19 protein-coding genes are annotated in these 25,593 nt (G+C 56.0%); 13 read left to right on the forward strand and 6 right to left on the reverse strand.

Annotated elements, in window-relative coordinates; genetic code table 11:
* Positions 1-41 precede the first annotated feature (41 nt).
* Both OSO_RS0127660 and OSO_RS0127665 read right to left on the reverse strand, forming a co-directional pair.
* A complete protein-coding gene (locus OSO_RS0127660; protein WP_157605480.1) occupies positions 42-848 on the reverse strand; it encodes an ABC transporter permease in 807 nt (268 codons plus the stop codon).
* On the reverse strand, positions 845-1,624 hold the full coding sequence (locus OSO_RS0127665) for an ABC transporter ATP-binding protein (protein WP_202799985.1): 780 nt from the start codon (positions 1,622-1,624) through the stop codon (positions 845-847). The genes OSO_RS0127660 and OSO_RS0127665 overlap by 4 nt, the downstream gene beginning before the upstream one ends.
* Positions 1,625-1,995: 371 nt before the next feature.
* On the opposite strand from OSO_RS0127665, the gene OSO_RS48675 reads away from it, so the two are divergent.
* From OSO_RS48675 to OSO_RS0127690, 3 genes are all read left to right on the forward strand, one after another.
* Complete coding sequence (locus tag OSO_RS48675; protein WP_157605481.1) at positions 1,996-2,856, forward strand: type III pantothenate kinase; 861 nt, start codon at positions 1,996-1,998, stop codon at positions 2,854-2,856.
* Positions 2,857-2,869: 13 nt separating this feature from the next.
* Complete coding sequence (locus OSO_RS0127680) at positions 2,870-4,033, forward strand: GTPase (RefSeq protein WP_010586249.1); 1,164 nt, start codon at positions 2,870-2,872, stop codon at positions 4,031-4,033.
* 565 nt (positions 4,034-4,598) lie between these two features.
* Positions 4,599-5,087, forward strand: coding sequence for a YciE/YciF ferroxidase family protein (locus OSO_RS0127690; protein ID WP_010586251.1), 489 nt, complete (start codon positions 4,599-4,601; stop codon positions 5,085-5,087).
* A 220-nt stretch (positions 5,088-5,307) separates the two neighbouring features.
* Here OSO_RS0127690 and OSO_RS0127695 read toward each other — a convergent pair whose 3' ends face one another.
* Entirely contained in the window at positions 5,308-6,558 is a 1,251-nt protein-coding gene (locus OSO_RS0127695) for an LptF/LptG family permease (protein ID WP_157605482.1), read from the reverse strand.
* Between the two features lie 99 nt (positions 6,559-6,657).
* Here OSO_RS0127695 and queC point away from each other — a divergent pair, with 99 nt between their 5' ends.
* The 8 genes from queC (at position 6,658) to OSO_RS0127750 (ending at position 16,862) form a co-directional block, all read left to right on the forward strand.
* The gene (gene queC / locus OSO_RS0127700; RefSeq protein WP_010586253.1) at positions 6,658-7,368 is read left to right on the forward strand and encodes a 7-cyano-7-deazaguanine synthase QueC; all 711 of its coding nucleotides are present in this window, start codon (positions 6,658-6,660) and stop codon (positions 7,366-7,368) included.
* 576 nt (positions 7,369-7,944) lie between these two features.
* Positions 7,945-9,486, forward strand: a complete 1,542-nt coding sequence (locus OSO_RS0127705) for a sialate O-acetylesterase (protein WP_010586254.1) — start codon at positions 7,945-7,947, stop codon at positions 9,484-9,486.
* Positions 9,487-9,781: 295 nt separating this feature from the next.
* Positions 9,782-11,332 (forward strand): hypothetical protein, encoded by a 1,551-nt coding sequence (locus OSO_RS0127715; RefSeq protein ID WP_010586256.1) that lies wholly within the window; start codon positions 9,782-9,784, stop codon positions 11,330-11,332.
* Positions 11,274-12,698 (forward strand): tRNA (N(6)-L-threonylcarbamoyladenosine(37)-C(2))-methylthiotransferase MtaB, encoded by a 1,425-nt coding sequence (gene mtaB, locus OSO_RS45420; protein ID WP_237729344.1) that lies wholly within the window; start codon positions 11,274-11,276, stop codon positions 12,696-12,698. The genes OSO_RS0127715 and mtaB overlap by 59 nt, the downstream gene beginning before the upstream one ends.
* A 62-nt stretch (positions 12,699-12,760) precedes the next feature.
* Positions 12,761-13,675 carry a BtuF-related (seleno)protein gene (locus OSO_RS0127725; RefSeq protein WP_010586258.1) on the forward strand — a complete coding sequence of 305 codons (915 nt, stop codon included), beginning with the start codon at positions 12,761-12,763 and terminating at the stop codon, positions 13,673-13,675.
* 337 nt (positions 13,676-14,012) lie between these two features.
* Positions 14,013-14,405: a BlaI/MecI/CopY family transcriptional regulator gene (locus OSO_RS0127735; RefSeq protein WP_010586260.1), complete on the forward strand. Its 393-nt coding sequence runs from the start codon at positions 14,013-14,015 to the stop codon at positions 14,403-14,405.
* Entirely contained in the window at positions 14,405-15,565 is a 1,161-nt protein-coding gene (locus OSO_RS0127740; RefSeq protein WP_010586261.1) for a prenyltransferase/squalene oxidase repeat-containing protein, read from the forward strand. The genes OSO_RS0127735 and OSO_RS0127740 overlap by 1 nt, the downstream gene beginning before the upstream one ends.
* Positions 15,566-15,860: 295 nt before the next feature.
* On the forward strand, positions 15,861-16,862 hold the full coding sequence (locus OSO_RS0127750) for an ABC transporter substrate-binding protein (RefSeq protein ID WP_010586262.1): 1,002 nt from the start codon (positions 15,861-15,863) through the stop codon (positions 16,860-16,862).
* A gap of 178 nt (positions 16,863-17,040) precedes the next feature.
* Here the strand turns inward: OSO_RS0127750 and OSO_RS45425 are convergent, their stop codons facing one another.
* Together OSO_RS45425 and OSO_RS0127760 are read right to left on the reverse strand one after the other, a co-directional pair.
* Positions 17,041-19,191, reverse strand: a complete 2,151-nt coding sequence (locus OSO_RS45425) for an ABC transporter permease subunit/CPBP intramembrane protease (protein WP_010586263.1) — start codon at positions 19,189-19,191, stop codon at positions 17,041-17,043.
* A 4-nt stretch (positions 19,192-19,195) separates the two neighbouring features.
* Positions 19,196-19,957, reverse strand: a complete 762-nt coding sequence (locus OSO_RS0127760; protein ID WP_010586264.1) for an ABC transporter ATP-binding protein — start codon at positions 19,955-19,957, stop codon at positions 19,196-19,198.
* Positions 19,958-20,261: 304 nt separating this feature from the next.
* Between OSO_RS0127760 and cysS the strand changes: the two genes are divergently transcribed.
* Both cysS and OSO_RS0127770 read left to right on the forward strand, forming a co-directional pair.
* Positions 20,262-21,830, forward strand: a complete 1,569-nt coding sequence (cysS, locus tag OSO_RS0127765) for a cysteine--tRNA ligase (RefSeq protein ID WP_010586265.1) — start codon at positions 20,262-20,264, stop codon at positions 21,828-21,830.
* Positions 21,831-22,108: 278 nt separating this feature from the next.
* A complete protein-coding gene (locus tag OSO_RS0127770) occupies positions 22,109-23,575 on the forward strand; it encodes a hypothetical protein (RefSeq protein ID WP_010586266.1) in 1,467 nt (488 codons plus the stop codon).
* 75 nt (positions 23,576-23,650) lie between these two features.
* On the opposite strand, the gene OSO_RS0127775 is transcribed toward OSO_RS0127770, so the two are convergent.
* Positions 23,651-25,261: an MFS transporter gene (locus tag OSO_RS0127775; protein WP_010586267.1), complete on the reverse strand. Its 1,611-nt coding sequence runs from the start codon at positions 25,259-25,261 to the stop codon at positions 23,651-23,653.
* Positions 25,262-25,593 lie beyond the last annotated feature (332 nt).

A 25,593-nucleotide genomic window follows, 5' to 3' on the forward strand; every position in this document is an offset into this window, starting at 1 on the left:
TCAATGACTCGTACAATCGGCCCCGGTCCTCACACCCTCCACTAACTTCGGTGTTCGACCGGGCCGTCGTACCAGCCGCGAAGAATGGTCACACTCACCAGATTGACGAAACCAAAGATCGCAATCCCAAACAAGGTCGATGTCAACACGGCGGCAAACAGCCGATCGAGCTGCGACTGCCCGTTCGTGGAATAGATCAAATAGCCGAGACCAAACTGTTTTGATCCATAGCCCACGAAGAACTCGCCCACGATCGATCCAACGACTGACAGACCGCTGGCGGTGCGAGCTCCCGCAAGGATCCCCGGCACGGCACTCGGGAATCGCAACTTCATTAAGACCTGCCAGCGTGAGGCGTTGTTCAATCGGAACAGATCGAGCAGGTCCGGATCGATATCCAACAAACCCTGGGTGCCATTCGACAGAATGGGAAACAAGCCCAGAATAAACGACACAAACACGACGCTCTGAAAACCATAGCCGCACCACCGAACAATCAAGGGAGCAATGGCAACAATCGGAACGGTCTGCAAGAAGATGAAGTATGGATAGCCGCAGGCCCGCAGCGTCGGCGACTGCGAAAAGGCGAACGCAATCAACGTTCCGACGATCAGACTCCCCGCGAAACCGATCGCCGCGGCCGAGCCTGTGTACATGACGGCCCGCGCCAACAGTGGCGCGTCATTGAGAAATGCCTTTGCTACCGACAATGGAGCCGGCAACAAATAGGGCTTGATCGCAAAGCCGACCATGCAGGCCTGCCAGATTGCGATGACGACTCCGAAGACCACTAGCGGCGGCACAACCGCCTGAGCCAGTTGCCGCATCCATCTCGAGCACGTCGTCATTCCGCAGCCTCACGAAGTCGTTGACTCAGCTCACCACACAGCCGGGCGAACCCTGGTTCGGCCCGCAGCGCTGGTTCCCGGGGATACGCAAACGGCACGGGGACTTCAGCGACAATTGTCCCCGGACGCTTGCTCATGACGAGCACGCGTTGTGAAAGAAACACCGCCTCGGTGACGTTGTGCGTCACAAACATCCCGGTCCAACGATGCTGCGTCCAGATTCGAACTAACTCTTCATTCAATTGCTGTCGCAAAACGTCATCCAGCGCGGCAAACGGTTCATCGAGCAACAACAGGTCGGGCTGAATGACGAGCGCTCGCGCCAGCGAGACACGCATCCGCATCCCGCCCGACAGGTTTCGAGGTCGTTTCCGCGCATCATCGGCTGTCAGTCCGATCAAACGTAGCGATTCCTCGATCCGCCCTGCGTACGATTGTCGCGACAGCCCCTGAAGTTCGAGGGGCAACCGAATATTGTCCGCGACGGTTCGCCAAGGCAACAAATTCGGCTCTTGGAACACGAACGACACGCGACACGCACTACGCCGCGCCACTTCGGGTGCCTCGCCGCCGACAGTCAATTTCCCCGATGTCGCAGGCATCAATCCCGCAACGAGGCGCAGGAATGTCGACTTTCCACAGCCAGAGGGGCCCAGCAGCGAGACAAACTCGCCCTGCCGGATTTCGCAGGTGATCTCCGCGAGCGCCTGCCGTAATGCACCGAATGCCATCGATGTCTCTCGAGCTTCGATGAACATCGGTGGTTCGTCAGGCACTTCGAGTCTCTTCCTGCAGAGTAGTCCCGATTCGAAAACGGGAACTGAACATGGCAATCCGCATGAGCCAACGACGGAATCATCCCCCCGCGGAGAGAAAATCATCGCTGATGCGTGCACATTGTTGAAGGCCCATTCACTTTCGGCCACAGTGGACGCGGAAATTTCCCCTTCGAATCTTCGAATCGCGCTGACCGGAACGTTCCCGGGAATGTGATCCCGCGGGAAAGTGTCTTTGAGGTCCCTTGCTGGAAAGCTATCATTCGGCCACTTCGTGTGAAAATCTGAGTTTCGTGCCCTGGAAATCTCGCTCACCTGGCGACGATCTCACGCGCTCATTGCCTTCGTTCATTCCCGGTTGGAATCGCTTGATGCTCCGTCCCCTGCTGGCCATTGACGCCGGAAACAGCCGCCTGAAGTTTGGCTTCTTCTTGCCGGCGCGCTGTTCGTTCTTTCGCCGCATCGGCGAAGACATCGTCCGGATTGTCGACACCAAACGCGACTGGCCGAATTGTCAGCGTTTTCTGGCCATTCCCGCTGGTGATGAAATTCCTTGGAAGACACTCGCGAGTTGGCAGCCAGAAGGAACCGTTATCGCTGGCTCAAATCCGCAAGCCATCGAACGCGTCCTGAGCGAATGGCCACAATCCGCGTTGCCAACACCGCTGATTGTCCGAGATCGCGCGGCCATCCCCGTCGAGGTCGATGTTGATTTTCCTGAGAAAGTCGGTATCGATCGTCTGCTGAATGCGGTCGCCGCGAACGTTCTTCGTCCCGCCTCACGGGCGACGATTGTGATCGATTCAGGCACGGCGACGACGCTGAATTTCATCAGCCGCGATGGCGTGTTTCGCGGTGGCGCGATTCTGCCGGGGTTGGAAATGTCGGCGAAAGCCTTACATCATTATACGGCAGTTCTGCCCCAGTTGCCGGTCCAAGATCTCGGCGGCGAACCGCCTGTGACCCCGGGACGCAATACCCGCGAAGCCATTCGAAACGGGCTTTTCTGGGGACAAGTCGGTGCGATTCGAGAACTGGTCTATCAAACGTGCCGGCATGAACACCTTTCGAGACCAGACTTCGAGACACCCATCGATCGTGCCGACGCTCCGTGGATGATTCTCACGGGCGGTGGCGGTCCCGTTCTGTCGCCTCAGTTCCCAGGTCTGCTCTTTGTCCCTTCACTGGGTATGCACGGGTTGGTGATTACCGCGTGGAAAAAGGGCGGTTGATCGAATGCCAGACATGTCCTCACAACCGACGGCAGCTCGCCTGACACCTGCCGGCCGCGGTGCCGTCGCGACAATTCGCTTTCAAGACAACTCACGGTGGAATGCGACGAGCTGTTCGCCAATTGATCGCTTCTTTCAAGCGGCGAATGGGATGCCCCTGCAGAACCAGCCGATTGGTAAGATTGCGTTCGGCCAATGGGGCCTGAGCGATACCGAAGAGCTTGTCGTCTGCCGTGTTGCGACGGAAATTACCGAAATTCACTGCCACGGTGGCGATGCCGCTGTCGAACGAATCCTTCAGGACTTGAAGACGGTCGGATGCGCCATCGTCGACTGGCGCGACCAACTCGCCGAACATACGGATTTACTGGAAGCCGAGGGGCTTGAGGCGCTCAGTCGAACTTCTACCTGGCGCACAACCCAAATCGTCCTTGAACAAACGAACGGCCTGTTACGAAACGCCTACACGAAATTATTGCAGCTGGAGGCCAGCGATCGTGAAGGACGGAATCGTCATTTGGATGCTCTGCTTGACTGGTCTTCATTGGGATTGCACCTCACCACCCCGTGGAACGTGGTCCTGACAGGACGTCCCAATGTGGGAAAATCGAGCCTGATCAACGCCCTACTGGGCTACCAGCGCGCCATCGTCTATGACGAACCAGGTACGACGCGAGACATTGTGACTGGTGAGACTGCTTTCGATGGTTGGCCCGTCACGCTGGCGGATACCGCCGGGATGCGGAACGCGATTGGAGAAATTGAAGCGGCGGGAATCGAAATGGCGAGACAGCATCTGGCCCAGGCCGACCTCCAAATCGTCCTGATCGATCTCAGTCAAAAGCCCACATCAGACGATATTCGAATCCTGACGACATGGCCCACTGCGTTGATCGTCGCCCATAAGGCAGACTTGCCCAGTCGCTGGGGCGATCAACTGCCAAAGAACTCCCTTCCAGTTTCCTCCGTCACGGGGCAGGGGCTGGCAGAGTTCCAGCACGAACTCGTCCAGCGACTCGTTCCCAACACTCCCCCGTGCGGTACACCCATTCCAATCACCGCTCGCCAAGTCGATCATTTGCGTGATGCGAGAGCTCGCAATTCGGTCGACGACCAATTGAATTCGATCAAGCGTCTATTTGGAGACACATCGAAAGCATGTGCGAGACCGGAATGATCGCTGGAGCCGTCCAAGCTCGTCACGAAAACCCACTTGGATCGAGAAGGCGAGCGGTCGTTGCTGACGGGTGCGAATGCGCGACAGACCGTCATGTCTCACGCACGACTCGCCGTTTCGTACCAAGGTGCTGAAGGATGCTTGGTCAGCAATCAGCATCCGACCTGGGATGGCGGCTCGAAATCCAGCCTGCTCTCTTTTCGTCCCGGTTTTGAATCGCTGATAAGGGCGCATGCTGGCCAAAGCTCAAGATCGCATGCGACAGTATTCGATGATTCGCACCATGGGGACTCGCGTATGGCTACCGACATTACTGCGGCGACCAATTCCGCGAATCCAACGTTGATCGAATTCGATCACGATTTGCGAAACGTCCGCCTCAGAGACGGAGCGGTTGGCTCAAGATATGCAGCCTGTTACGCCGGATAAAGACGCTCGAATCAACAAGCCCTCTGTACAGACTTGTGGAATCGGCCATCGCGAGGACTTGCTGGCACCGAAGTGTGTTCGCGTCCTCCCTCGGTGAATTCATCCCACATCCCCTCACGACTAAAGGACCTGATCAATGCACATTTCGAATCTCAATGAACTGTTCGTGAATGAACTGCGTGACATTCTTAGTGCCGAAAACCAACTGGTGAAAGCCCTTCCGAAAATGGCCAAAGGAGCGACATCAGAAGAACTCAGAACGGGCTTTGAAAACCACCTCGAACAAACAAAGACGCACGTCCTGCGCCTGCATCAGATCTTCGAAGCTCTTGGGCTAACGGCCCGAGCCAAGACCTGTGAGGCCATGAAAGGACTCGTGAAAGAAGGTTCGGAAATTCTCGAAATGGACTGCGAGTGCGACGTGAAAGACGCGGCACTGATCGCCGCGGCGCAGAAAGTCGAGCACTACGAGATCGCGACCTATGGAACACTCATCACCTGGGCGCAACTGATGCACAACACCGAAGCAGCATCTCTCTTATCCCAGACGTTGGCTGAAGAGAAGGAAACTGACGGTCAATTAACAGAACTCGCCGAATCGTCCATCAACGCCGCGGCGGTTTGACTCCGGTAAAACTTCTCACCGTATGTAACAGAGCGCAGGGACGCGCACTGTTCTTTCTTAACTCGTCCCGAATCCCAATCCCAAGCGATGGTTCGAGTTCACCAGAGTGAATGTCGAGTAGAATTTCGCCCGTATCTTGCGCGTCGATAAACGCACTCTCGGCAGGTCAACGAGCTCGCACGGGAACGCATCAACCTGTCAGGAGAGAGGAATTGCGTCGCTAGTTTTTGACGACGCGATGCATGTAATAGATCGCCGCGACCAACAACGCGCCGTTCGCCATCCAGGCCGACCAACTGGGATCAAGCTGGCCCGATTTTGAGAGATTCTGCGTCATCATCGCAATCGGGTAATAGACCGTCAGGATTGGTAAGAAGCAAAAGAGAAATGTCGTCAGAAACTGCTTCTTCGCCATCAAGATCGAGAATGGCGTCCCCAATAATACGACGAAAAAACAGTTCACAGACATGGCGAACCGATTGTAGTACTCCGTTCGCAAGCCTCGAATTTCATGCACGGCGGATTTGGCGGTCTGCTCATGGGCATTGAAGCTCGTGCTGCTAAAGGCCTCAAAGTCACCTCTTGCCAGTGCAAAGGCTGATTCGACAGCTTGCTTCTGCTTGGCAATTCGCTGCCGTTCGTGTTGGCCGTCGAGTGCGACGAGCAGTTCTCGTGTGCGTTTGACGCGACTTCCCGAATTGCCTCCGTGTTTTGGCAATGCGTACGAAATGCGTTCATACTCCGATTTAAGCTGAATATTCTTCGCGAACTTGCCTCGAATTTTGCGGAGTGACAGCCAAATCAACTGATTCCTGAGATCAAACTCAATGTGGGCCTCGTCCGCCTGAACCGTGCTTGCCTTTCCTCCGCGTACCACACGGATTGTGGGATTGATCAGATTCCGCCCGCGAACCCCTGTCACGTTGATCGTAACGCCAAAGCCCTTCGCACTGATGTGATTCTGAGCTCGGAGCTTATCGAGGAAGATGTCTTCCATCGCTAGGGCTACCACGCGCTCGATGTTGCTGAACGCCCATGGTATGACCTGGTCCGTCAGAACTAGCGTTCCAATGCTGAGCGTCGCAGCAACGAAGAGTGACGGCCAAATCAGGTGGAAGATATGCACCCCCGCCGCGCGTGCGGCAATGATTTCGCTGTCACCCGCCATGCGCCCGTAAACCACGCAGACCGTCAGCAACAACGTGGCGGGGATCGTGTATGGCATCAGGTTCGGGATGGCATAGGGAATGATCTGCAGAACCTGCCAGATTCCCAAGTCCAGCTTCTGCGCTTCGCTGAACGCCCCCACAAACACGAACAACAATGTGGAAATGGTAATCATGGCCCCGAACACGCGGAGCACTTCCATCATCACATAGCGTTCGAGTTGCCGCATATCGTAAGATTCAATCCGCGCGGAAATATCGTAAAAAGCCCCGGTCGTATACGTGAACTCGCTGAATTGGGTCAAGGTGGATTACGATTCCCTGTGCGGGGAAAGGTCCGCCGCAGCCGATCTTGCCCGACGAACCCGCACGTCATTCCCGTTTGATAATTTAGGCAAAAGACAATGAATGCAGAAGCGAAAAAGGCCGTGGTCCTCGTCAGTGGCGGCTTGGATTCGGCAACAATCCTGGCAATCGCAAAAAAGGAAGGTTTTCGCCTGTTCGCCTTGAGCTTCGATTACGGGCAGCGCCATCGCTTCGAACTCGAGGCTGCCCGCCGCGTCTGTGCCGCCGCGGAGGTCGAACGCCACGTGACCATTCCAATCGATATGCGCCCGTTTGGTGGTTCTGCACTGACTGACGACATCGCCGTTCCCAAGGATCGCAGCGAAACCGAAATGACCGATGGCATCCCAATCACGTATGTCCCGGCTCGAAACACGATCTTCTTATCAATCGCACTGGGGTGGGCAGAAGTCCTTAGTGCAACCGACCTGTTTATTGGCGTAAACGCTGTCGACTACAGTGGATACCCTGATTGTCGCCCCGAATTCATTGCGGCATTCGAATCGCTTGCGAATCTCGCAACAAAATCAGGTGTCGAGAAAACCGCAGATTGGAAAGTTCATGCGCCCTTAATGGACCTTTCCAAGGCGGATATCGTGCGTTATGGAACCGAACTGGGTGTCGACTATGGACTCACTCATAGTTGCTACGACCCGGATCGGCAAGGAAGGGGATGCGGACACTGCGATTCCTGCCAGCTCCGCCTAAAGGGTTTTGCCGACGCAGGCTTGACGGATCCGGCCCCCTATGCACCGGCCGCGGATCAGTAGGCGCATGGCAACCTGTGGAACAACATTGACGTATTCTTCTTCATGAAAAGACATTACGGCATTGCAATCCTCACGAACCACGAACGTGAGCGATCGTTCTGCCAGCCATGGCTGGAGCGAGAAATCTGAAATCTCACCCCAATTTCCTCACGGCTCGAAATTAAATCACCGATCTAGTTGGTGGTATATCAGTCGCGAAGTCGCAAGCGCCCTCTCCAGCGCGAAGACTCTGGTCACCCGTGCGGCACTTGTCTGCGCGGTTCGTGAACACGATCCCCGGAACCCGCGTCACTCGGCTCCGGGGTTTTTCGTTTTCACTCCTCTGATTTGTACGGCCGAGGGAAGCTGTTCTAGCCAATACTTGCAAGTCGGCCCATTTTGACGGCGGAGCGGTCGCCCCCTCGTCGGCAATTGATCCGTCGCGGCAACTCCTTACGACTCATTCAGCCTGATTTTCACAGCACGGTTGTTTTCATATCAACGGCGTGTTACGTGTTTGGTCACTCGGATCGAAGAACGGCTTTGATCACGGGCAAAGAACAGCTTTGATCATGCAGTGAAGGAGGCACGAAGAGAATGAATGCTGGATTTGCAACGAGTTCATTAACGTCGGTGCGAGCGTGGCTGGGTGCCGTACTCGTGACGCTGTTCGCGAGTCAGTCAGTTTATGCGAATGTGAAGCTGCCGAATGTTTTCGGCGACCACATGGTTCTGCAACAGGGCCAGAAAAACAAAGTCTGGGGCACGGCGGATGCGGGAGAGGCGGTAACCGTCTCGGTCGACAAGCAAACGCACAGCGCCACCGCGGCAGCCGACGGCACTTGGAACGTCATGTTGGAACCGCTGGCCGTCGGGGGTCCGTACGAACTGACCGTAAAGGGCAAGAACGAAGTGAAATTCACCGACATCCTGGTCGGTGAAGTCTGGGTCTGTTCCGGCCAGTCGAATATGCAGTGGTCGGTCAAACAATCGAATGATCCCGATCTGGAAAAGTTGGCAGCGAAGTATCCCAAGATTCGCATGATTAACTTCCCGCAGGTTGGAACTCAATCACCGATCTGGAGTCACGACGATCGCCGCTGGAAAGTCTGTACCCCTGAAACCGTCGATGATTTCTCGGCTGTGGGATACTTCTTCGCGCGACAGCTCTACGAAACCCTGGGTGTGCCGATTGGCATGATTAATAACGCTTGGGGTGGTTCCGCGTGCGAAGCTTGGATCAACCGCGACACGCTGAATGCCGATCCCAAATTCAAACCGATGATGGATCGCTGGGTTCAGATGGAAACGAAATTCGCAGAGCTGACAGCGAAGGGCGACCAGCTGACTGACGAAGAAAAGAAAGCCTTGACAGGCTTGACGAATCAGATGGGTGGCAACCATCGTCCTGCAAACATCTACAATGGGGTGCTCAAGTCCCATCTCGGCTATGGAATTAAAGGAGCCATCTGGTACCAAGGTGAATCAAATGCCGGGCGTGCTTATCAGTACCGCGATTTGTTCCCATTGATGATCAAGAGCTGGCGTGACGAATGGAAACAGGGCGACTTCCCGTTCTATTGGGTTCAACTCGCCGATTTCTATCCTGAAAAACCACAGCCAGACGAAAGTTCATGGGCTGAATTGCGCGAAGCTCAGACAATGACCATGACACGACTCCCCAACACTGGTGAAGCGGTCATCATCGACATTGGTGAAGGACGAGACATCCATCCCAAAAATAAGGTCGACGTGGGACGACGCCTGGCTCGCTGGGCGCTCGCCAAAGACTACGGAGTCAAAATCGCTTACCACAGCCCGCAGTACAAATCGATGGCAAAGAAAGACAACAAAATCGTCCTGACCTTTGACCATATTGAAGGTGGCTGGCGACCGTTTGACGTTCTAGAGCCGCGAGGATTCTCCATCGCCACGGAAGATGGGAAGTTCGTCTGGGCCAAGGCTGCAATCCAAAAAGACAACACGATCGAAGTCTGGAGCGACGAAGTCACCAGCCCGGCAGCAGTCCGCTACGGCTGGGCCGACAACCCCATCGTCAACATGTTTGGAGCCAATGGTTTGCCGTTGACCCCGTTCCGAACGGACAGCCGTCCGGGCGCAACCATCAACGCCAACTGATTTTTTGCTGCGTTTCTTAGCAAAAGGCGTTCAGCCGGATCACACTGCCGTCGCTGCGAACCGGGCGGCGGCAACTCCGGCGAATGCCTTTCTTCGTCCAGGGCCCCGTCGATTTCCCACGATTCGATGACGCCCCGCCGATAAACACCTGCGATACCGATGACGCCTCATAAATTCCGTCGCGGATGACTGTTGCAGAAGACATCATGAATCGCCATAGTTCTGTCAGAAACTCATGTCGGAGCGTCGGTAGACGTGACCCGAAATTCAATACTCGTTCGGTCAGTAAGTACTTATGGCGAATCCATCTCAACGCGGCTCCAGTTCAGACGACGATTCTTGGGGCAAAATTGCCTCGGATTTGTTCGGCATCCAGTTCAATGACGGCGATGACTTCGAACTGCCCGATGATGATGCCCCGGTCAAATCATCCGTCCCCCCGACGGAACCCAAATCGCACCCAAGCGAATTGGCTGCCGGTTTCGAAGAGGACGATGACGACTCACAGGACTCTGTGACTGACGAAGTCGCAGTAGAAGCCGAACCGTCGAAGACGTCGGTTCCAGGAAACGAAGACCACGACGAATTCTGGGATATCCTGGAATCATGGAACTGGGACGAAACCCCGAAGCAACCCGCCGCTTCGCAACGAGCAGAAGAACCACGCGGCGGTCGGTCGCGTCGCGAATCGTCCTCGGGTGAACGAAGCCGACGTGAAGAACCTCCCCGTCGTAGCGAGCCACCGCGACGGGAAGAACCCGTTCGACGAGAAGAGACCGCACGCCGAGAAGAAACACCCCGACGGGAAGAAAAACGTCCTGAACGCACCGAGCGCCCACGCCGTCGAGATGCCGAGCCATCTCGTGAAGTAAGCGCCGCGAGCGAAGAAGTTCGACCGGCCCGTCCTGCACAGGACGAACCGCGTCGTGAACGCCCGGCACGAGCAGAACAACCTCCGCGCCCACGCCGCCAGGAACAGGATCGCCCTCCAGTCGTCGAGCGCCCCGCTGCTGAACGTAAGCACGAGGAACGACGGCCAGAACGGTCGCCAGAACGCCCCAGAACACGTGAGTCGTCGGCAAGTCTTGACGACGAGTTCGGAACAGGCGTGGAAGAATTCGCAGAAACACCACGTTCCAAGCAAGCTCCACCCCCGCGCAAGCGTGAAGAGCGTCCTGCTCCTGCCCGCAAACCCGCTCCCGCAAAGTTCTCCGACGACGAAGACGATTTTGAAGGAGACTTGTTCGGCGAGGACGGAGAAGACGAAACCAATGAAGAGGGCTCGTTTGGAGCCGAAGAATCGACGAGCGAAGGTTCCGACGATGGGGAAGGGGGTCGCCCCCGTCGCCGTCGTCGTCGTCGACGCCGTGGCCGCGGCCGTGCCGCATCCGAACCGACCTCAGCACGAGATGCAGAGTTTGAAGAAACCGCCGAATCGGATGACGAAGAAGCCGCCTTTGACTCGGACGATGAGCCCGTCGAAGTCGAAAATTCGGATGACGACCAGGAAGAAGAACGCGAACCACGACGTCCGCGCCGTCGTCGCCGTCGTCGCGGCCGCCGTCCGGAGCCAGCATCAGCCGCAGTCACCGACAACGACGCCGAGGTGATCGACGAACATGCAAGCGATGATGACGAAGACGACGAAGTCGAACTTCACCACGACGACGAATCGGAATACGTCGAGGACGAAGCCGAAGAAGCGGTCGTGCCCGTGAGCTACGAAGGCATCCCCACTTGGGAAGAGGCCATTTCCTACCTGGTCATCACACCGCCAACCGAATCGCGTGGCCACCATCGCGGCCGCGGTGACGGACATCGCCGTGATGATTCACGACGGCGGTAAAAGCCAGATGGAAGATCACGATCAATCGATGGCCCGGGAAAAGCTGTGCCGGCTCGTGACGCTCGGCTGCAAAGTCAACCAGTATGAGACACAACTCGTTCTGGAGGCACTCGAGCGAAATGGCTTTCGTGAAGCCCAGGATGATGAAACGGCCGATCTGTGCGTGGTTAACACCTGCACAGTGACCTCAAACGCGGATTCGCGCTCAAGGCAAGTCATACGCCAACTGGCGAAGCACAACCCTGGAACGCGAACCCTCGTCATGGGTTGTTATGCAACGCGCGATCCCGCGGCAATTCAGCGATTGCCGTCCGTCTTCGAAGTCGTGACCGACAAACGCGAACTTCCCGATATTCTGGCTCGCCAAGGCATCGTCGACATGCCCACAGGCATCAGTCGATTTGAGGGTCGGCGGCGGGCTTACGTCAAAGTGCAGGACGGCTGCATCCTGCGCTGCACGTATTGCATCATCCCTCAAGTTCGCCCCGGCCTGCGCAGCAGATCCGCTGAGGATATCGAAGCCGAAGTCCGGCGGCTGATCCACAATGGATACAAAGAAATCATTATCACGGGTGTCCATGTCGGCCATTACGGCGTCGATACATCCCGAGGCCGCTCGGGACAAGCACGCTTTCGACTTCCGGACCTCTTACGTCAACTCGATCGAATTCCCGGCGACTGGCGAATGCGGCTGTCCAGTATTGAAGCCGCAGAGGTCGATGACGCCTTTATTGCCGCCGCGGCAGACTGCCAGCATTTATGCCCTCAGTTTCATCCGGCGTTGCAAAGCGGCTCGAATTCGGTTTTACAGCGGATGCGGCGCCGCTATTCGGTCGAGAGTTTTCTCGACAAGCTGGCGCGCATGCGCGAGCTTCTTGAAATCCCCGCTTTTGCCACCGATGTCATTGTCGGATTTCCGGGCGAGACCGAGGCCGAGTTTGAAGAAACTCTTGAAACCTGTCGACGTGCCGAATTCATGAAGATGCACATCTTCCCGTTCAGCCCCCGTACGGGAACTCCCGCCGCGACATACCCCGACCAAGTCCACGGAACAGTCCGTCAGGAACGCATCACGCGGCTAGAGCAGCTGGAACGGGAATTGGCGGAACAATACTACCGGAAGTTTGTGGGCCAGCGATTGGAAGTCATGGTCGAAAGTTTGTCGACTCGACCTGGCATGGTCTGTGGAACAGATCGCCGCTATATCCCTGTTGAATTGCCTGGCTCAGCCGCCGACATTGGTACAATCTGCTGGGCGCGCGGCACACGAACCGATCGAGAATTCCTGGACGCCGCCCGCGAGAGTGCCGACAACAGCGCAATCGAAGCCCGCATTCACGGGTCACCTGCAACATGCCTGCTCTGAATATCACCGAAGGCAATGCTCTTGCAGGCCAGGCGTGAAACGAAAACTGATCGAGGTGATCCGTGCGAATTGTTTCACTCCTCCCCAGCGCAACCGAAATCATCTGCCAGCTCGGCCTCGAAAAATCCCTGGTCGGAGTCACGCACGAATGCGACTATCCGCCACATGTACGAGACCTGCCGAAGGTCACTCAAACACTCATTCCAACTGACGCATCCAGCCTTGAGATCGATCAACTCGTCCGTGAACGTTTAAAGAACAATCGGGCGCTCTACTCATTGAATCTCCCGGTACTCGAGCAACTTCGTCCCGACCTGATCATCACGCAGGCCCTGTGCGACGTCTGTGCTGTCGCCGAAGCTGAAGTGACTGCCGCCGCCTGCAATCTTCCGGGGCATCCGCGCGTGTTGAATCTGGAGCCGATGAGCGTCCACGAGGTCCTTTCGACACTGATTCAAGTCGGCACGGTTGCTGGAATTCCCGAACGAGCCACCGAAATTGTCGATCAACTTCGGTCTCGAATCGACGCTGTCGCAGCACGATCCCAAACCGTTTCCCACCGACCGAAAGTTGTTATTCTCGAGTGGATCGATCCTCCCTTCTCGTGTGGCCATTGGTCGCCGGAAATCGTGCGTCTGGCAGGCGGCGACGAGCAGCTGGGGCGGCCCGGGATCCCGTCGCAGACACTCGATTGGCTCCAAGTGATCCAGGCCAATCCAGACGTCATCGTCATTGCCTGTTGCGGCTTTAACGTCGCGAGAACGCTGGTTGATGTCGACATTCTCCGGACATTTTCCGGTTGGAATGACATTCCCGCCGTCAAAGCAAATCAGGTCTACGTGATCGATGGAAATGCCTATTTCAGCAGACCGGGGCCGCGATTGATTGAATCGCTCGAACTGCTGGCACATGCGCTGCACCCCGATATTCATCCCGCCCCAATCGGAATCCCTCCGGCACTGCGGCTGATTTCTTAGAACCAGACTTCAGTGCTCAAACGCACAGATTGTTCCGCCACTCCGAGCGACATGGACCGCTCGCGTCATTGGCCAAGCGTCCGTGGCTAACTTTTCTCCAGACAAGGTGAAGATCTCACCGACTCGGTTGGGCTGACTGTGTGGTCAAATGTCACGCATTTCACTTCGATCCCGGCAATTCGTGATCGATGAACATTTGAATGCAATGACGCGCGAGAATGATGGATGGCGGTCCGGCATTCGCTATATCAGGAACCCCAAGACGATGGACCTGGCGCCGGCCGAGTCCCCGAACGACGCCCCGCTTCTTCTTACTCATTTTCAGCGGAAGACTTGAATGGCACGCAAGCGTCCCGAGATCACTGACGCCGAACTCGCCGTCATGAAATTACTGTGGCAACACGGCCGGATGACTGTTCGAGGTCTCACGGACACCCTTTACCCCGCGGGCAAGGTGGCCCACTATGGCACAGTCCAAAAGCTGCTGGAGCGGCTTCAAATGAAAAAGTATGTCAAACGAGATCGAAAACCGTGGCCCTTCGAATTTGAACCAAAACTGACTCGAGAAGAATGGATCGGCCACCGACTACAGGCCACCGCAGACAAATTCTGCAAAGGTTCACTCGCCCCCCTTTTGTCACCTCTTGTCAAAGCAAACCTCAACCGAGACCAGTTGAATACATTGCGCCATCTCCTTGACGCGGCACAAAACGTAGTTCAGCACAACTAATGTCGCCCGTTTGGCACCGTTTGACCGTCGGCGATGGAGCCGGTAGCGGACTCGTCGCCCCACATTCCGACCATCTCTCAGAGTTCGCCGTTTCCGAAAGCGAGACGATGAAGTTCACCCGACGCCTGATGTGCCGGACCACATTGCCAAGCGTGATCTGGTTTCTGAAATCGTGGCTGCAAAAACCATTCGCCGAAGGAAAATCAACCGCGTACGCTTCTGCCAGTGAAGTTCCCTCCGACGCAACGTCGGCCATCATTCGCGGCCTCGAGTGGCTGGCTGCGAATCAAATGCAAGACGGCGGCTTCGGTGGCCCCCATTCCTATGCACGTAATGTCGGAGTCTGTGCCCTGAGCGGAATGGCGTTTCTTGCTCACGGCGGAACACGTGGGAAATTCGGCTCCAACGTCAAGCAATGTACGGACTATCTGCTCGCTATGGCACATTCCAGTGGGTTCATCGTCGAAGCAGAGATCAAAACCCATGCCCCCCTTTACGGCCATGGTTTCGCCACGATGTACTTGGGACAGGTATGCGGGATGGACCGTCGGCGCGAAGTCCGCGACGCACTGAAACGAGCCACTTCCTTCATCCTCTCGGTTCAGACGGACAAGGGCGCCTGGTGCTATACGGATTCTCCCGACGATGCGGATGTTTCCATTACAACCTGCCAGATGATGGCCCTGATTTCGGCAAGACAGGCCGGAATCTTCGTACCACGTCATGTGATCCAACGAAGTGTGGATTTCCTGCTTCGCTGTCAAAATGCGGATGGAGGGTTTCGATATCGATTGATTGATCCACCAGAGTCACTGTTTCCTCGCTCCGCGGCCGCCGTCGTCGCCTTGTGCGCTGCAGGCTTGCACAATCATCCCGCCCTTGCAAACGGACGTGCCTACCTGGCATCCCCGACTTCAACGCCTCCGCCTGACAAGGCCGAATATTACTACTATGGCCGCTTCTATGCAGTTCATGCGGCTTGGCAGGAAGGGGCGGCAGCATGGAACCGCTGGTTTCCCGCAACCCGCGTAGAACTGCTCGAACGGCAGTCTAATGACGGACGTTGGCGCGATACGAACATCGGAGACGAATACGCGACTGCGATGGCTCTCAATATCCTTCAATTTCCGTGCGAAACCATTCCACTCTTCCAGTGTTAGTTGGAAGAGTATCCCGTTCGATCAACGGGAAATTGCTCTGCACAACTCCTGAGTCTCCATGTCGCAACTCATGCCAATGAGTATGCGTCCCGGATTTCGACAGGCTTCTGGCACACTGCCCCTGAATCGACACGTAAGCAAATCTGATTGTCAAAATCGCAAAATCGAGATCGAACAACTTCACGGTAGTCTCTCGTTTTGATGGCCACGCCCGCTATGATCAGTGGGAAGACAACAAGTCGGGCGCTCGACGACCATGAGAACCCTACATCCCGTTTCCGACGAAGGATTCACGATGACCTGCTGCCGTCACTGGTTGGGCCTGTTGCTTCTGATTGCGATCGGATGTCAGCCGGAGAGTGACTCGCCTAAAACTCCCATGACGAAAGATAAAGCACTTGTTCCTGTGACGCTGGCCCTGAACTGGTACCCCGAAGCGGAACATGGTGGCTTCTACGCCGCTCTGGTGCACGGCGACTTCGCGGAAGAGGGGTTGATGGTCACGATCCGCCCCGGTGGACCGAATGTTCCCGTGATCCCAGACGTCGCATCCGGCAAGATTGAATTCGGCGTCGACAATGCCGACAAGTTGTTACTGGTCCGGGCTCAACAAGCCGACGTCGTCAGTGTGATGAGCCCCCTTCAGAACAGCCCTCGCTGCATCATGGTCCATAAGAAGAGCGGCCTCACGAAAATCGAAGAATTGGCCAGTGCCAAACCGTTCACGTTAGCGATGAATCAGGGCCAGCCGTTCGCTCAGTATTTGATGAAGAAATTGAATCTCGACAACATTCAAGTCGTGCCATTTCCAGGCGGAATTGCCCAATTCATGGATGACCCGAACTACGGCCAGCAGGCCTACAACTTCAGCGAACCATTCCTCGCGGAAAAGCAGGGGGGTGATCCACATTGCCTGATGCTGTCGGATTTTGGATTCAATGCCTACACCAGCGTCCTGCTGACTCGGCGTGAATTAATCGATCAACAGCCCGATCTCGTCGCCAAAATGACGCGAGCCTCGATTAAAGGCTGGAAGAAATATCTGTCTGCCCCTGAAGAAACAAATAAGTATATCCACGAACAAAATGAGGGCATGGGACTTGAGATCCTCGCCTTCGGAGTGCAGGCATTGCGAACCGTCTGCCTGCCCGATGGCTTCGACGAAAATCGACTTGGAGAAATGACAGGCGAACGCTGGCAGACGCTGGTCGCGCAGATGATCGAAATTGGTTCGATCAAACCCGATAGTGTGAAAGCGGACGACGCATTCTCACTGAAGTTCTTGACCGCGAAATGATCGATCCGACATGGCCGACACTCTGTCAACACCGTCCATGTTTTTCCGACGGTTGTGAAGAACCAAACCGGAACCAGAAGAGCTGGTAAAGGGGCAAACAGCGCGCGACAATAACGGTCTCAGTGCATCAAAATCGATGCTTATCAACGCGGCGGAGATGTCGGTTCCCTACCGCAATTCACACGCGAATCGCAACCGGTTTTCGCGTCCCAAGGACCAGGATCGTGACCGCGATGCCCACCGCGACAGAGGCCCCCGCGAGCCATGTCGCGGGAATATGCTGCTCTGTTCCGGTTCCAATTCCCCATGCGGACAATTCTTTGACATAGTTCTGCATCAGCAGAATCAAGGAATTGTGAACCGTGTGCAACAGCATGCCAGGTATCACACTTCCGGTCCGGTAACAGACCCAACCGAGAACGATTCCCAGAAAACAGGTCGGCGCAAACCGCTCGAACGATAACGTTGCCATCACGTGAAACAGTCCAAACAGACAACTCGAAAGAATGATGGCGAGCGCCGTCGACATCCCCGTCCGGAGCGCCGTCATCAGGTAGCCTCGGAAGAACAGTTCTTCGCAGATCGCGGGAATCAAAGCGAGTGCGAGCAATTTCATGGGCAACGAGACCGCGTTCAAGCTCGCGCTCACCCGCTCGAACAGCTCTTTGAAGGCCTCGCTGTGCTCAATCGAAGTGGACTGGAAGCGAGCCAATTCGATCGCGAACGGCCAAAGCGACAATCCGAACAGGCAGGCCGCCAGAAAACTCGCGACAGTTGCCTTGCGAAGGTTGAACCCTTTCAACAGATCGACAGAATTCCAGTACGACACCACCACTGGAAAGAACGCAAACAGCACGATCGTAATTAGCGCATTTCCAACCAGCCGGCCAATTACCGAATCTCCCGACAATCGACCTGGAAGCCCACTCAAGATCAAGAAAGCGGGGAATAAGACCGCCAGGCAAATCATCGCTTGAGAAAGCGTTGCCGCGAATCGACGTGACGTCGGACGTCTCACTAAATCCGACCAGCTTCCCTCACTGCCATACAGGACCGCATCGGTGCCGAAGATTTTCGCGGCCATAGCGAGCGCCACCGCCGAATACAAGACTGTCGACAGCAGAGCGGACACGACCCAGACGGCCTGAGCGCGTCCGTCAACAATATCACGAGCCAAGATCACGATATTGACCAAGGGAGTGACTGACATCCAACCGGTCATCTCGATCCCAGGTAGCAGGCAAAGCACGCCGGGAGCCAGCGAAACCAACATGACTGGAATCAGGTACGCCTGCGCTTCTTTGAAACTGCGTGCGAAACTCGTCAGGATCAAAATCACTGCCGCAAAGAAACCCGCAAACACCACCAGCAGCCCCAGCATTAGCACGAGCATCCGAAAGTTGATACCGCCAGGCCCGAAAAGCAGTGTTTCCATCCGGTTGGCATAGGCGGTGACGACCATTGACGTCAAATTCGCAATCGCGGTCAGCATTGCCACCGACAAGACGGCCAGATACTTTGCAAACAGAAGTTCGTGACGGGGGACGGGCGCCGAAATCAACGCTTCAAGCGTCCCTCGTTCGCGTTCACCGGCCGTCAGGTCGATCGCTGGATAGACGGCCCCTGTGACCGTCATCAAGATCAGAATCAATGGGATCAAGGTCGCCATCGAAAACGGCACACCGGAATCAGTCGACGCCACGGTTTTAGACTGAAACGCAATCGGAACCGCCAGGGACGGGTCAATCGAACTCAGTTTGCGCGAGAGAATCCTGTCGCTCAGTAAACGCAGTCGGTCTTCAAATGCACGGCGTGCATCGAGACTGAATGGAGACCCGGCTCTGTATGAGAGGTCAAATTCATAAGGACCATCATCTTGCCCCGCTTTGAGACGAACCCCCAGATCGTTCGAACGATCCGCCACAAATTGATCGACGTCGACAACGGCATTGGGATTGTCTGACACCATGAATTCCCAAATCGGGTCTTCCGGTGTCCCCTTGGGCTCATAATCCTCGGTGTGTTCGAACCCCATTTGCCGTGCGATTAGCGGCTTGGACTGCTCGAACAACTGCCGCAGAATTCTTGCATCATGGACCGTCGCGACGCCGACTCGATATTCCGTTTTGGTCTTGCTGGTCGCCTGCGTCACCAGCAGCTTTTGGAAGGTGACGCCCAGCAGTGGATAGATCAGCAGCGGCATCCCGACAAGCGTCAAGATTGTTCGCCGATCGCGCAGGATCTCACGCAGTTCCTTCAACGTCATCCGCCACCAGCGCAGGGATGCCCAAGGACCGACGCGATGCGTCACACCAGACTCGCCGCTCATCCACTTATCCCTTTGTCACGGTTGGCGACGCGGTCGCTGGTTGATTCATCAGTTGCAGAAACATCTCGAACAAGGTCTGGCATCCCGTCTCCTGCTGCAATTCAGGAAACGTTCCTTCATGTCGCAGCGTACCGCGATAGAGCAGCCCCATACGATCACAAATCTGCGACGCCTCATCCAGACGATGTGTCGACACCACAACAGACTTGCCCTGCGATCGCAGATGACTGATGTATTGGAAGATCACGTGCGTCCCCACGACATCCAGACCCCGAGTTGGTTCATCCAACAGCATGATCGGTGGGTCGTGCATTAATGCTCGCGCCAGGGTCACCCGCTGCTTCTGTCCAGTGCTCAGCGTCGCACAGCGCTGATCGATGAAACGCTTGAGATCGAGAAGTTCGGCAAGCGACGCCAGGCGTTCTCGGGCGACCGCCGGTTCAATCCCGTACAGATCCGCGAAAAACAGCAACATCTCGCGGGGGGTCAGCCACTGATACAAACCGGCACTCGCTGACACCAACCCGATCCGCCGCTTCACTTCATCGGGAAACTGCGAGACTCGAAATCCATCAACCACCGCATCGCCGCTGGTTGGCTGAAGTAACCCCAAGATCATTCGTAACGTCGTCGTTTTTCCGGCACCGTTCGGTCCCAGCAATCCGTAGACCTCGCCCGATTTCACCGAAAGCGACAATCGGTCCACGGCCACCAGAGTCTTGCCGCCCGAGCTGAAATGGCGAGTCAATTCGTCAACGATGATCATCGGGCGTCCGTATTAAGCGAGCACACGTCACGTACGAGAAATGATAACGCCACCCGGGCGAGGCCGCGATCCAGCAACGTCCTGCGCCAACGGTCGGTTGGTCTGATCGCCGAATACGGCGAGTTTCGTGCCAATTACAGGTCTATACGCGTTCTCGATCGCTTGCGTTTGACCAACCCGGGACAGGATCGGCAATCGCCCCCTTTACGCAATTCCCGACAAAGCCTAGATTTCACCCGACTTGCCCAGGCGAAATCGTCCGAAGCATCCCAAAATCACTGTCACACTACACGGATGTCATGTCATGCCACTTCGCGTCTACAACACGTTGTCGCGCCAAAAAGAAGATTTCCAGACGGTCGAACCCGGCAAAGTCAGCATGTACCTGTGCGGCCCGACTGTTTACAAGCCCGCCCATATCGGCCACATGGTCGGCCCGGTCATCTTCGACACCATCAAACGTTATTTGACGTATAGCGGCTACAAAGTGACCTGGGTGGTCAACATCACCGACGTCGACGACAAGCTGATCAACCGCGCCAACGAAAAGGGAATCACGGTTGAAGCACTCGCTAAGCAGATGACACAGGATTACTTCGACAACCTTGCAACGATGGGCGTCGACGGAATCGACCACTTTCCCTACGCCACACAACATATCAAGGAAATGCAAGAGATCATCGCCACGCTGATCGAAAAGGGATACGCATATCCCCTGGAAGGCGATGTCTACTTTAACTGCACGAAAGACGAAGACTACGGCAAGCTCAGCGGCCGCAGTCTGGAACAACTGCTCGCCGGAACACGCGCCGAGACTCATTCTGGCAAACGTCATCCCGCCGATTTCGCACTATGGAAGGGATCGAAACCGGGTGAACCCGCCTGGGACAGCCCCTGGGGTCCCGGACGCCCCGGCTGGCACATCGAATGTTCCGCAATGGCCAAGAAAATCCTGGGGGATTCCATTGATATCCATGGCGGCGGCCTGGATCTCATGTTTCCACACCATGAGAACGAACTGGCCCAATCGGAAAGCTGTACGGGCAAGCCATTCGCCCGCTACTGGATGCATAACGGTTTGATGCAATCCAGCGGCTCTGCAGGAAAGGTCGGCGGCGGACACGACAAGCAGGGAGACAAATCCGTCGATCTGACCGCCGCGAAAGAAGCTCAGGAAGCCAACAAACTGGCGGGATCAAAGGGGGCGGCGTCGGTCAAAGAATTGTTTGCCAAGCATGACCCGGAAACAATTCGATTCTTTCTGCTGGCGACGCACTATCGCAGTCCAATCGATTTCAGCGACGAGCAAATCGCCCAGAGAGGTGAATCTCTGGATAGCTTCTACCGCCTGTTCGAAACCTGTGAACGAATCACGGGTCAGTCATTCTACGCTCTGAAAACGACGACTCGACGTAGCGAAAGTGTTGCTCCCCCCAGCGGTGACTCGAAGCACTTCTGTGACGCAGTCAGTGAACTCCGAGAGCGATATCTGGAGGCGATGGACGACGACTTCAATACAGGCGGCGCCGTCGGCGTCCTGTTTGAACTGCGTAAAACGCTGAACTCGTTCATTAGTGAAAATAAGCTTGACGTCAACAAGGATGATCAGGGAAAGATCTCGGCGCTCGTCTATGGACTCACCATCCTGAAAGAGCTCGCAGCAATTCTTGGTGTCTTCCGCACGCCGAAGCAGAAAGCGGCCTCGGCCGACGATGGGCTGGTCGAAGGCCTGATGCAACTGGTGATTCAAATCCGAGCTGACGCCCGGAAGAACAAGAATTTCCCTGTTGCCGATCTGATCCGCAACAAGCTGAACGAGCTGAAGATTACCCTTGAAGACCGTACCGATCAGACGCTGTGGCGTCGCGGCTAAGGGGTGACGTCACGGGTCGGGGTAAAGCCAACCTGTCCTGACAGGTTGGCGACCATCGCACCGACATTCACAACCACGGTGCAACACGAATCCCGTACAAAATGTCGTTGCGAATCCCCAATAATCCCGTATTCTGGAGCCCATCGCTCAACATTTAGTCTCATTGGGGGCTGTGTCACGCGATACTGGAGTTCATTGTCATTCGAGGAAGCGGTCACTGGGGCATTCGGTGACTGCGACGCCCCTCATTTGATCAGGTCGATTTGGGATTCGCTGAAATGGATGGCTGGTACTACCGGACCTTTGACATCGACTTCGGCCCCGTTTCGCATGAGAAACTTGTCGAGCTGATCAAGGCACAATCGCTTTCGCGCGACGACGAAGTGCGATTTGGGATCAAGGGAGGATGGCGACGCGTCGGATCAATCGGCACGCTCATGGCCCATCTGCCATTTGAAATTGGAGCCGCATCCACAATGAAACACGAGGCCCGCGGGGGTCTCGAAGGCAGCCCCGCCGCGACCGCCGTACTGGAAACACCTTCAAAGCCGACGCGAAGTTCTGATGCAAGCTTCTCGGTCGTCAACCCGAAACCGGATGGCAATCAATGGTGGTGCCGGATTCAGAACGAGGTCTTCGGGCCCGTTGATATGGCCAAAGTTATTGAGATGGCCCAAAGTCAGGTCATCTCGCGCGATGACGAAGTGCGGTTCGGGGAAGCGGGGATCTGGCGGCGCGTCGGTTCGATCGGCCCGCTAATGGCGCACCTTCCGTTTGAAAGCAGGGAAAACGTTGTCCTTGGCGGCCTAAGGACAGGTCCCAGCGATGCACAGATCAATACCGTCGACAACGAAGTCGCCCCGGCCGGGGGAATAGAAAACCCAGCTAACTCAGGTTCGCGAGAAATTGAAGATCGGTGGTGGTGTCGCATCGAAAACCGCGAGTATGGTCCGATCGAACTCGCGAAAGTTGTCGAATGGGCAGCAACTGGTCGCTTACTAAAAACCGACGAAGTTCGCTTCGGTCGCGATCCCTATATGGCTGCCGGTGAACTCGCGGGCCTTTTCCCTGCAGAACAAAAACCAACGGCGGACGATCCGTCTGTATCAAAGTCAACAAATCCCACACCGAAATCGACAGAAGCAAAAGCTGTCACGCCCCCTCCCAAACCTGCAGTTGCCGACCAGCCAACTCCGGCAGATTCGTCGCCCAAGCCCGCCCCGGCGCCGCAAATGCCATCTGGAAGTTTTAGCGCCCCCAGTTCGAGCGCAGCACGACCGGCAACTCCATTTCGTCCACCGATGGCGAAAGGGAAGGGTAGTTCAGGAGGCAATGACCTGGTCGCCAAGCTCATTCCAGTCGGGATCGGAATTGGTGGAATCGCAGGCGTGGTCGCGCTGATCTACTTCGCAATGATGATGATTCCCGAAAGCACCGTCGCGGATCAGAACCGGCTCAAAATCCTGCAAGGGGCGTTCGATCAATTGAACAACGTCCGAAGAAGCGGCGCCAGTAAACCAGATCAATTCGCTCCTGTGAAAGAAGTGCTTGAGAAAGCAGGTAAGACGGTTGCCGCGGAATTGAAAGATATCACAGACAAGAAGCCGCATCAGGCAAAGCTCAACTACGTCGCGAAGAAACTGCAAGATCTGGCCAAAGACAAGATCGAAGCCAAGCCGGGCGACATTGAAACGAACATTAAGAATGCCTTGACGGATCTGGACACAAAATTGAATCCCAAATGAGCGTCAGATGTGCATTCGCAGTCGGCCTCCATTCAAGTTCCCCTGATGCAGCCCCGCTTGGGCACACCCTTTCAATCAATGCGTCGATTGTGAAGGGGATGCGGGTATCGTTCGCGCGGGTATGACCTGCTTCAGACGAGCCACCATCAGAATCCCGATGGCCATCAGGCCCGCAGCAGCCCAATAGGGAAACGCCAGATTGCGGTCTTGCAACGTCATCCCGACGACGGGCCCCGCAATTCTCGCGAGTGACGAAATGCTTTGCCCCACACCTAAGACCTCCCCCTGTTCGTCATTCCCGCTGCTCAGCGAAAGCATGGCCTGCAGCGCAGGTGTCGTGGCCGAGAATCCAATTACGACCACCGGCAGGACAAACACCAGTGTCCAGAGCGGCGACCACGAGTTCGAACCACGTTCCGCAACGATCAATTGAGGTTTGTTCGCATCGATTCTGTATTCCGTTCCGGCTGGCAACGTAGGCAAGGTCCAGCCCTTGGACGCAGCCAACTCGCTTAGAAATTCCTGGTCCGTGCGTGACGAGTTCGCCTGTTCAGATCGAAACACCGCCACTGCGTCTTTGATATCGAAACTCGCCACCTGGTCCCCAATCTGCCGAAGTGTCTGTGCGCGATAGGCCGTTTGACTGATCAACAAGAGCCCAACGGTCATCAACACAACACCAACGAGCGCCATGCGGTACTCACCCAATCGTGGGATCAAGCGACGCACCAAAATCCCCTGCGCCAGCGTTAGGACCAGCCCGATGTATGCGAATACATAGAAATTGCCGCGATCGTCGACCCCTAATCGCTTGGTCAGCATCGCCAGCGTCGTCTCGAACTGTGCGAAGGCGAACGTGGTCAAGAACACCGCCAGAATAATGGGGCCGAGCACACGGTGAGAAAGAACACGCGGCATCGCCCCAATTTTCAGCCAACCATGCGTCGACGCATGGCCAGTGACACCCAGCTTCCGTGATTCGGGCAACGAGGTAAAACCAAAAATGAACGCGAGGCCAGATAGCACCGCAGCAACATAGCCCGGCGCGGGACTTGGCGCGGCGTTCAGTTGATTAGGAACAAACAGCGAGCCGAGCAGGGGGCCAAACGTGAATCCAATCCCAAATGCCGCCCCGATAATCGCCATCCCCTTGCCACGCGACGATTCGTCCGTGCAATCGGCAATGTAAGCTTGAGCCGTCGGAATCGTGGCCCCCGAGATCCCCGCACCAATCCGCGTCACAAATAACCAGACGAGTGGACTCAGCCCCAGAATCGGCCCTGAATTCCCCCACTGCGTCACCAGCGCAAACAAAGCATAAAAGATCGTCGACCCCGCCAAACCAACGAGCAGCACAGGCCGCCGCCCAATCCGATCGGAAAGCATTCCCCACAGCGGCGCAAACAAGAACTGCATCGCCGAGAACGATGCCATCAAACAGCCGAGAATCAGCCCCGCACGTCGATTTCGATGCGCCGTGAATGAGAATTCCCCATGCGCCACGGCCGTATCGGTGGCGGCTGGCTCCGTCGCCGCCCCCGCATCACTCACTGTCGAGTCCTGGACGCGCTCGACCGCAGGCAAAAAATGCTCGGCATATCGAGGCAACAGGGGTAGAACAATCCCAAACCCCAGCAGGTCGACGAACACAGTGATAAAGATGATCAACAGCGGCTTACGTGACACGGCATTCCCTCAGACACAGATCGAGCAGGACAGCGGAACGGAGGACTGTAAGACAAGAGAGGAGCGGTTTCCAGCAGAGGCAACTGATTGCCGACGCACCGCACGAAGGAACTGAAGCGTCTGGACATCCGTCCGCAATTCCGCGATCAAGGGAAACTGGGATGCAAAATCGTGGCACAACCATTCGGCTCCGACAGATTTATGAGCATCGTCCGCTGTCTCGTTGGCCTATTCGCGACGAGTTCATCATCGTGACTTTTCAGGCTTTAAGCTCCAGTAGAATTGATTTGTGGATTCGCCTAAGTTTCGACGTCCATCGGAAATCGCTGTAC

The sequence above is a fragment of the Schlesneria paludicola DSM 18645 genome, from assembly GCF_000255655.1.
GTDB classification, from domain to species: domain Bacteria; phylum Planctomycetota; class Planctomycetia; order Planctomycetales; family Planctomycetaceae; genus Schlesneria; species Schlesneria paludicola.

What these genes read in the sequence shown, in the direction of transcription:
- cysS (WP_010586265.1), top strand. Translation starts at nt 20,262, where the DNA reads ATGCCACTTCGCGTCTACAACACGTTGTCGCGCCAAAAAGAAGATTTC.
- OSO_RS0127715 (WP_010586256.1), top strand. Translation starts at nt 9,782, where the DNA reads ATGGCGAATCCATCTCAACGCGGCTCCAGTTCAGACGACGATTCTTGG.
- OSO_RS0127770 (WP_010586266.1), top strand. Translation starts at nt 22,109, where the DNA reads ATGGATGGCTGGTACTACCGGACCTTTGACATCGACTTCGGCCCCGTT.
- OSO_RS0127690 (WP_010586251.1), top strand. Translation starts at nt 4,599, where the DNA reads ATGCACATTTCGAATCTCAATGAACTGTTCGTGAATGAACTGCGTGAC.
- OSO_RS0127660 (WP_157605480.1), bottom strand. Translation starts at nt 848, where the DNA reads ATGACGACGTGCTCGAGATGGATGCGGCAACTGGCTCAGGCGGTTGTG.
- OSO_RS0127760 (WP_010586264.1), bottom strand. Translation starts at nt 19,957, where the DNA reads ATGATCATCGTTGACGAATTGACTCGCCATTTCAGCTCGGGCGGCAAG.
- OSO_RS0127750 (WP_010586262.1), top strand. Translation starts at nt 15,861, where the DNA reads ATGACCTGCTGCCGTCACTGGTTGGGCCTGTTGCTTCTGATTGCGATC.
- OSO_RS0127740 (WP_010586261.1), top strand. Translation starts at nt 14,405, where the DNA reads ATGTCGCCCGTTTGGCACCGTTTGACCGTCGGCGATGGAGCCGGTAGC.
- OSO_RS48675 (WP_157605481.1), top strand. Translation starts at nt 1,996, where the DNA reads ATGCTCCGTCCCCTGCTGGCCATTGACGCCGGAAACAGCCGCCTGAAG.
- queC (WP_010586253.1), top strand. Translation starts at nt 6,658, where the DNA reads ATGAATGCAGAAGCGAAAAAGGCCGTGGTCCTCGTCAGTGGCGGCTTG.
- OSO_RS0127705 (WP_010586254.1), top strand. Translation starts at nt 7,945, where the DNA reads ATGAATGCTGGATTTGCAACGAGTTCATTAACGTCGGTGCGAGCGTGG.
- OSO_RS0127735 (WP_010586260.1), top strand. Translation starts at nt 14,013, where the DNA reads ATGGCACGCAAGCGTCCCGAGATCACTGACGCCGAACTCGCCGTCATG.
- OSO_RS0127680 (WP_010586249.1), top strand. Translation starts at nt 2,870, where the DNA reads ATGTCCTCACAACCGACGGCAGCTCGCCTGACACCTGCCGGCCGCGGT.
- OSO_RS45425 (WP_010586263.1), bottom strand. Translation starts at nt 19,191, where the DNA reads ATGAGCGGCGAGTCTGGTGTGACGCATCGCGTCGGTCCTTGGGCATCC.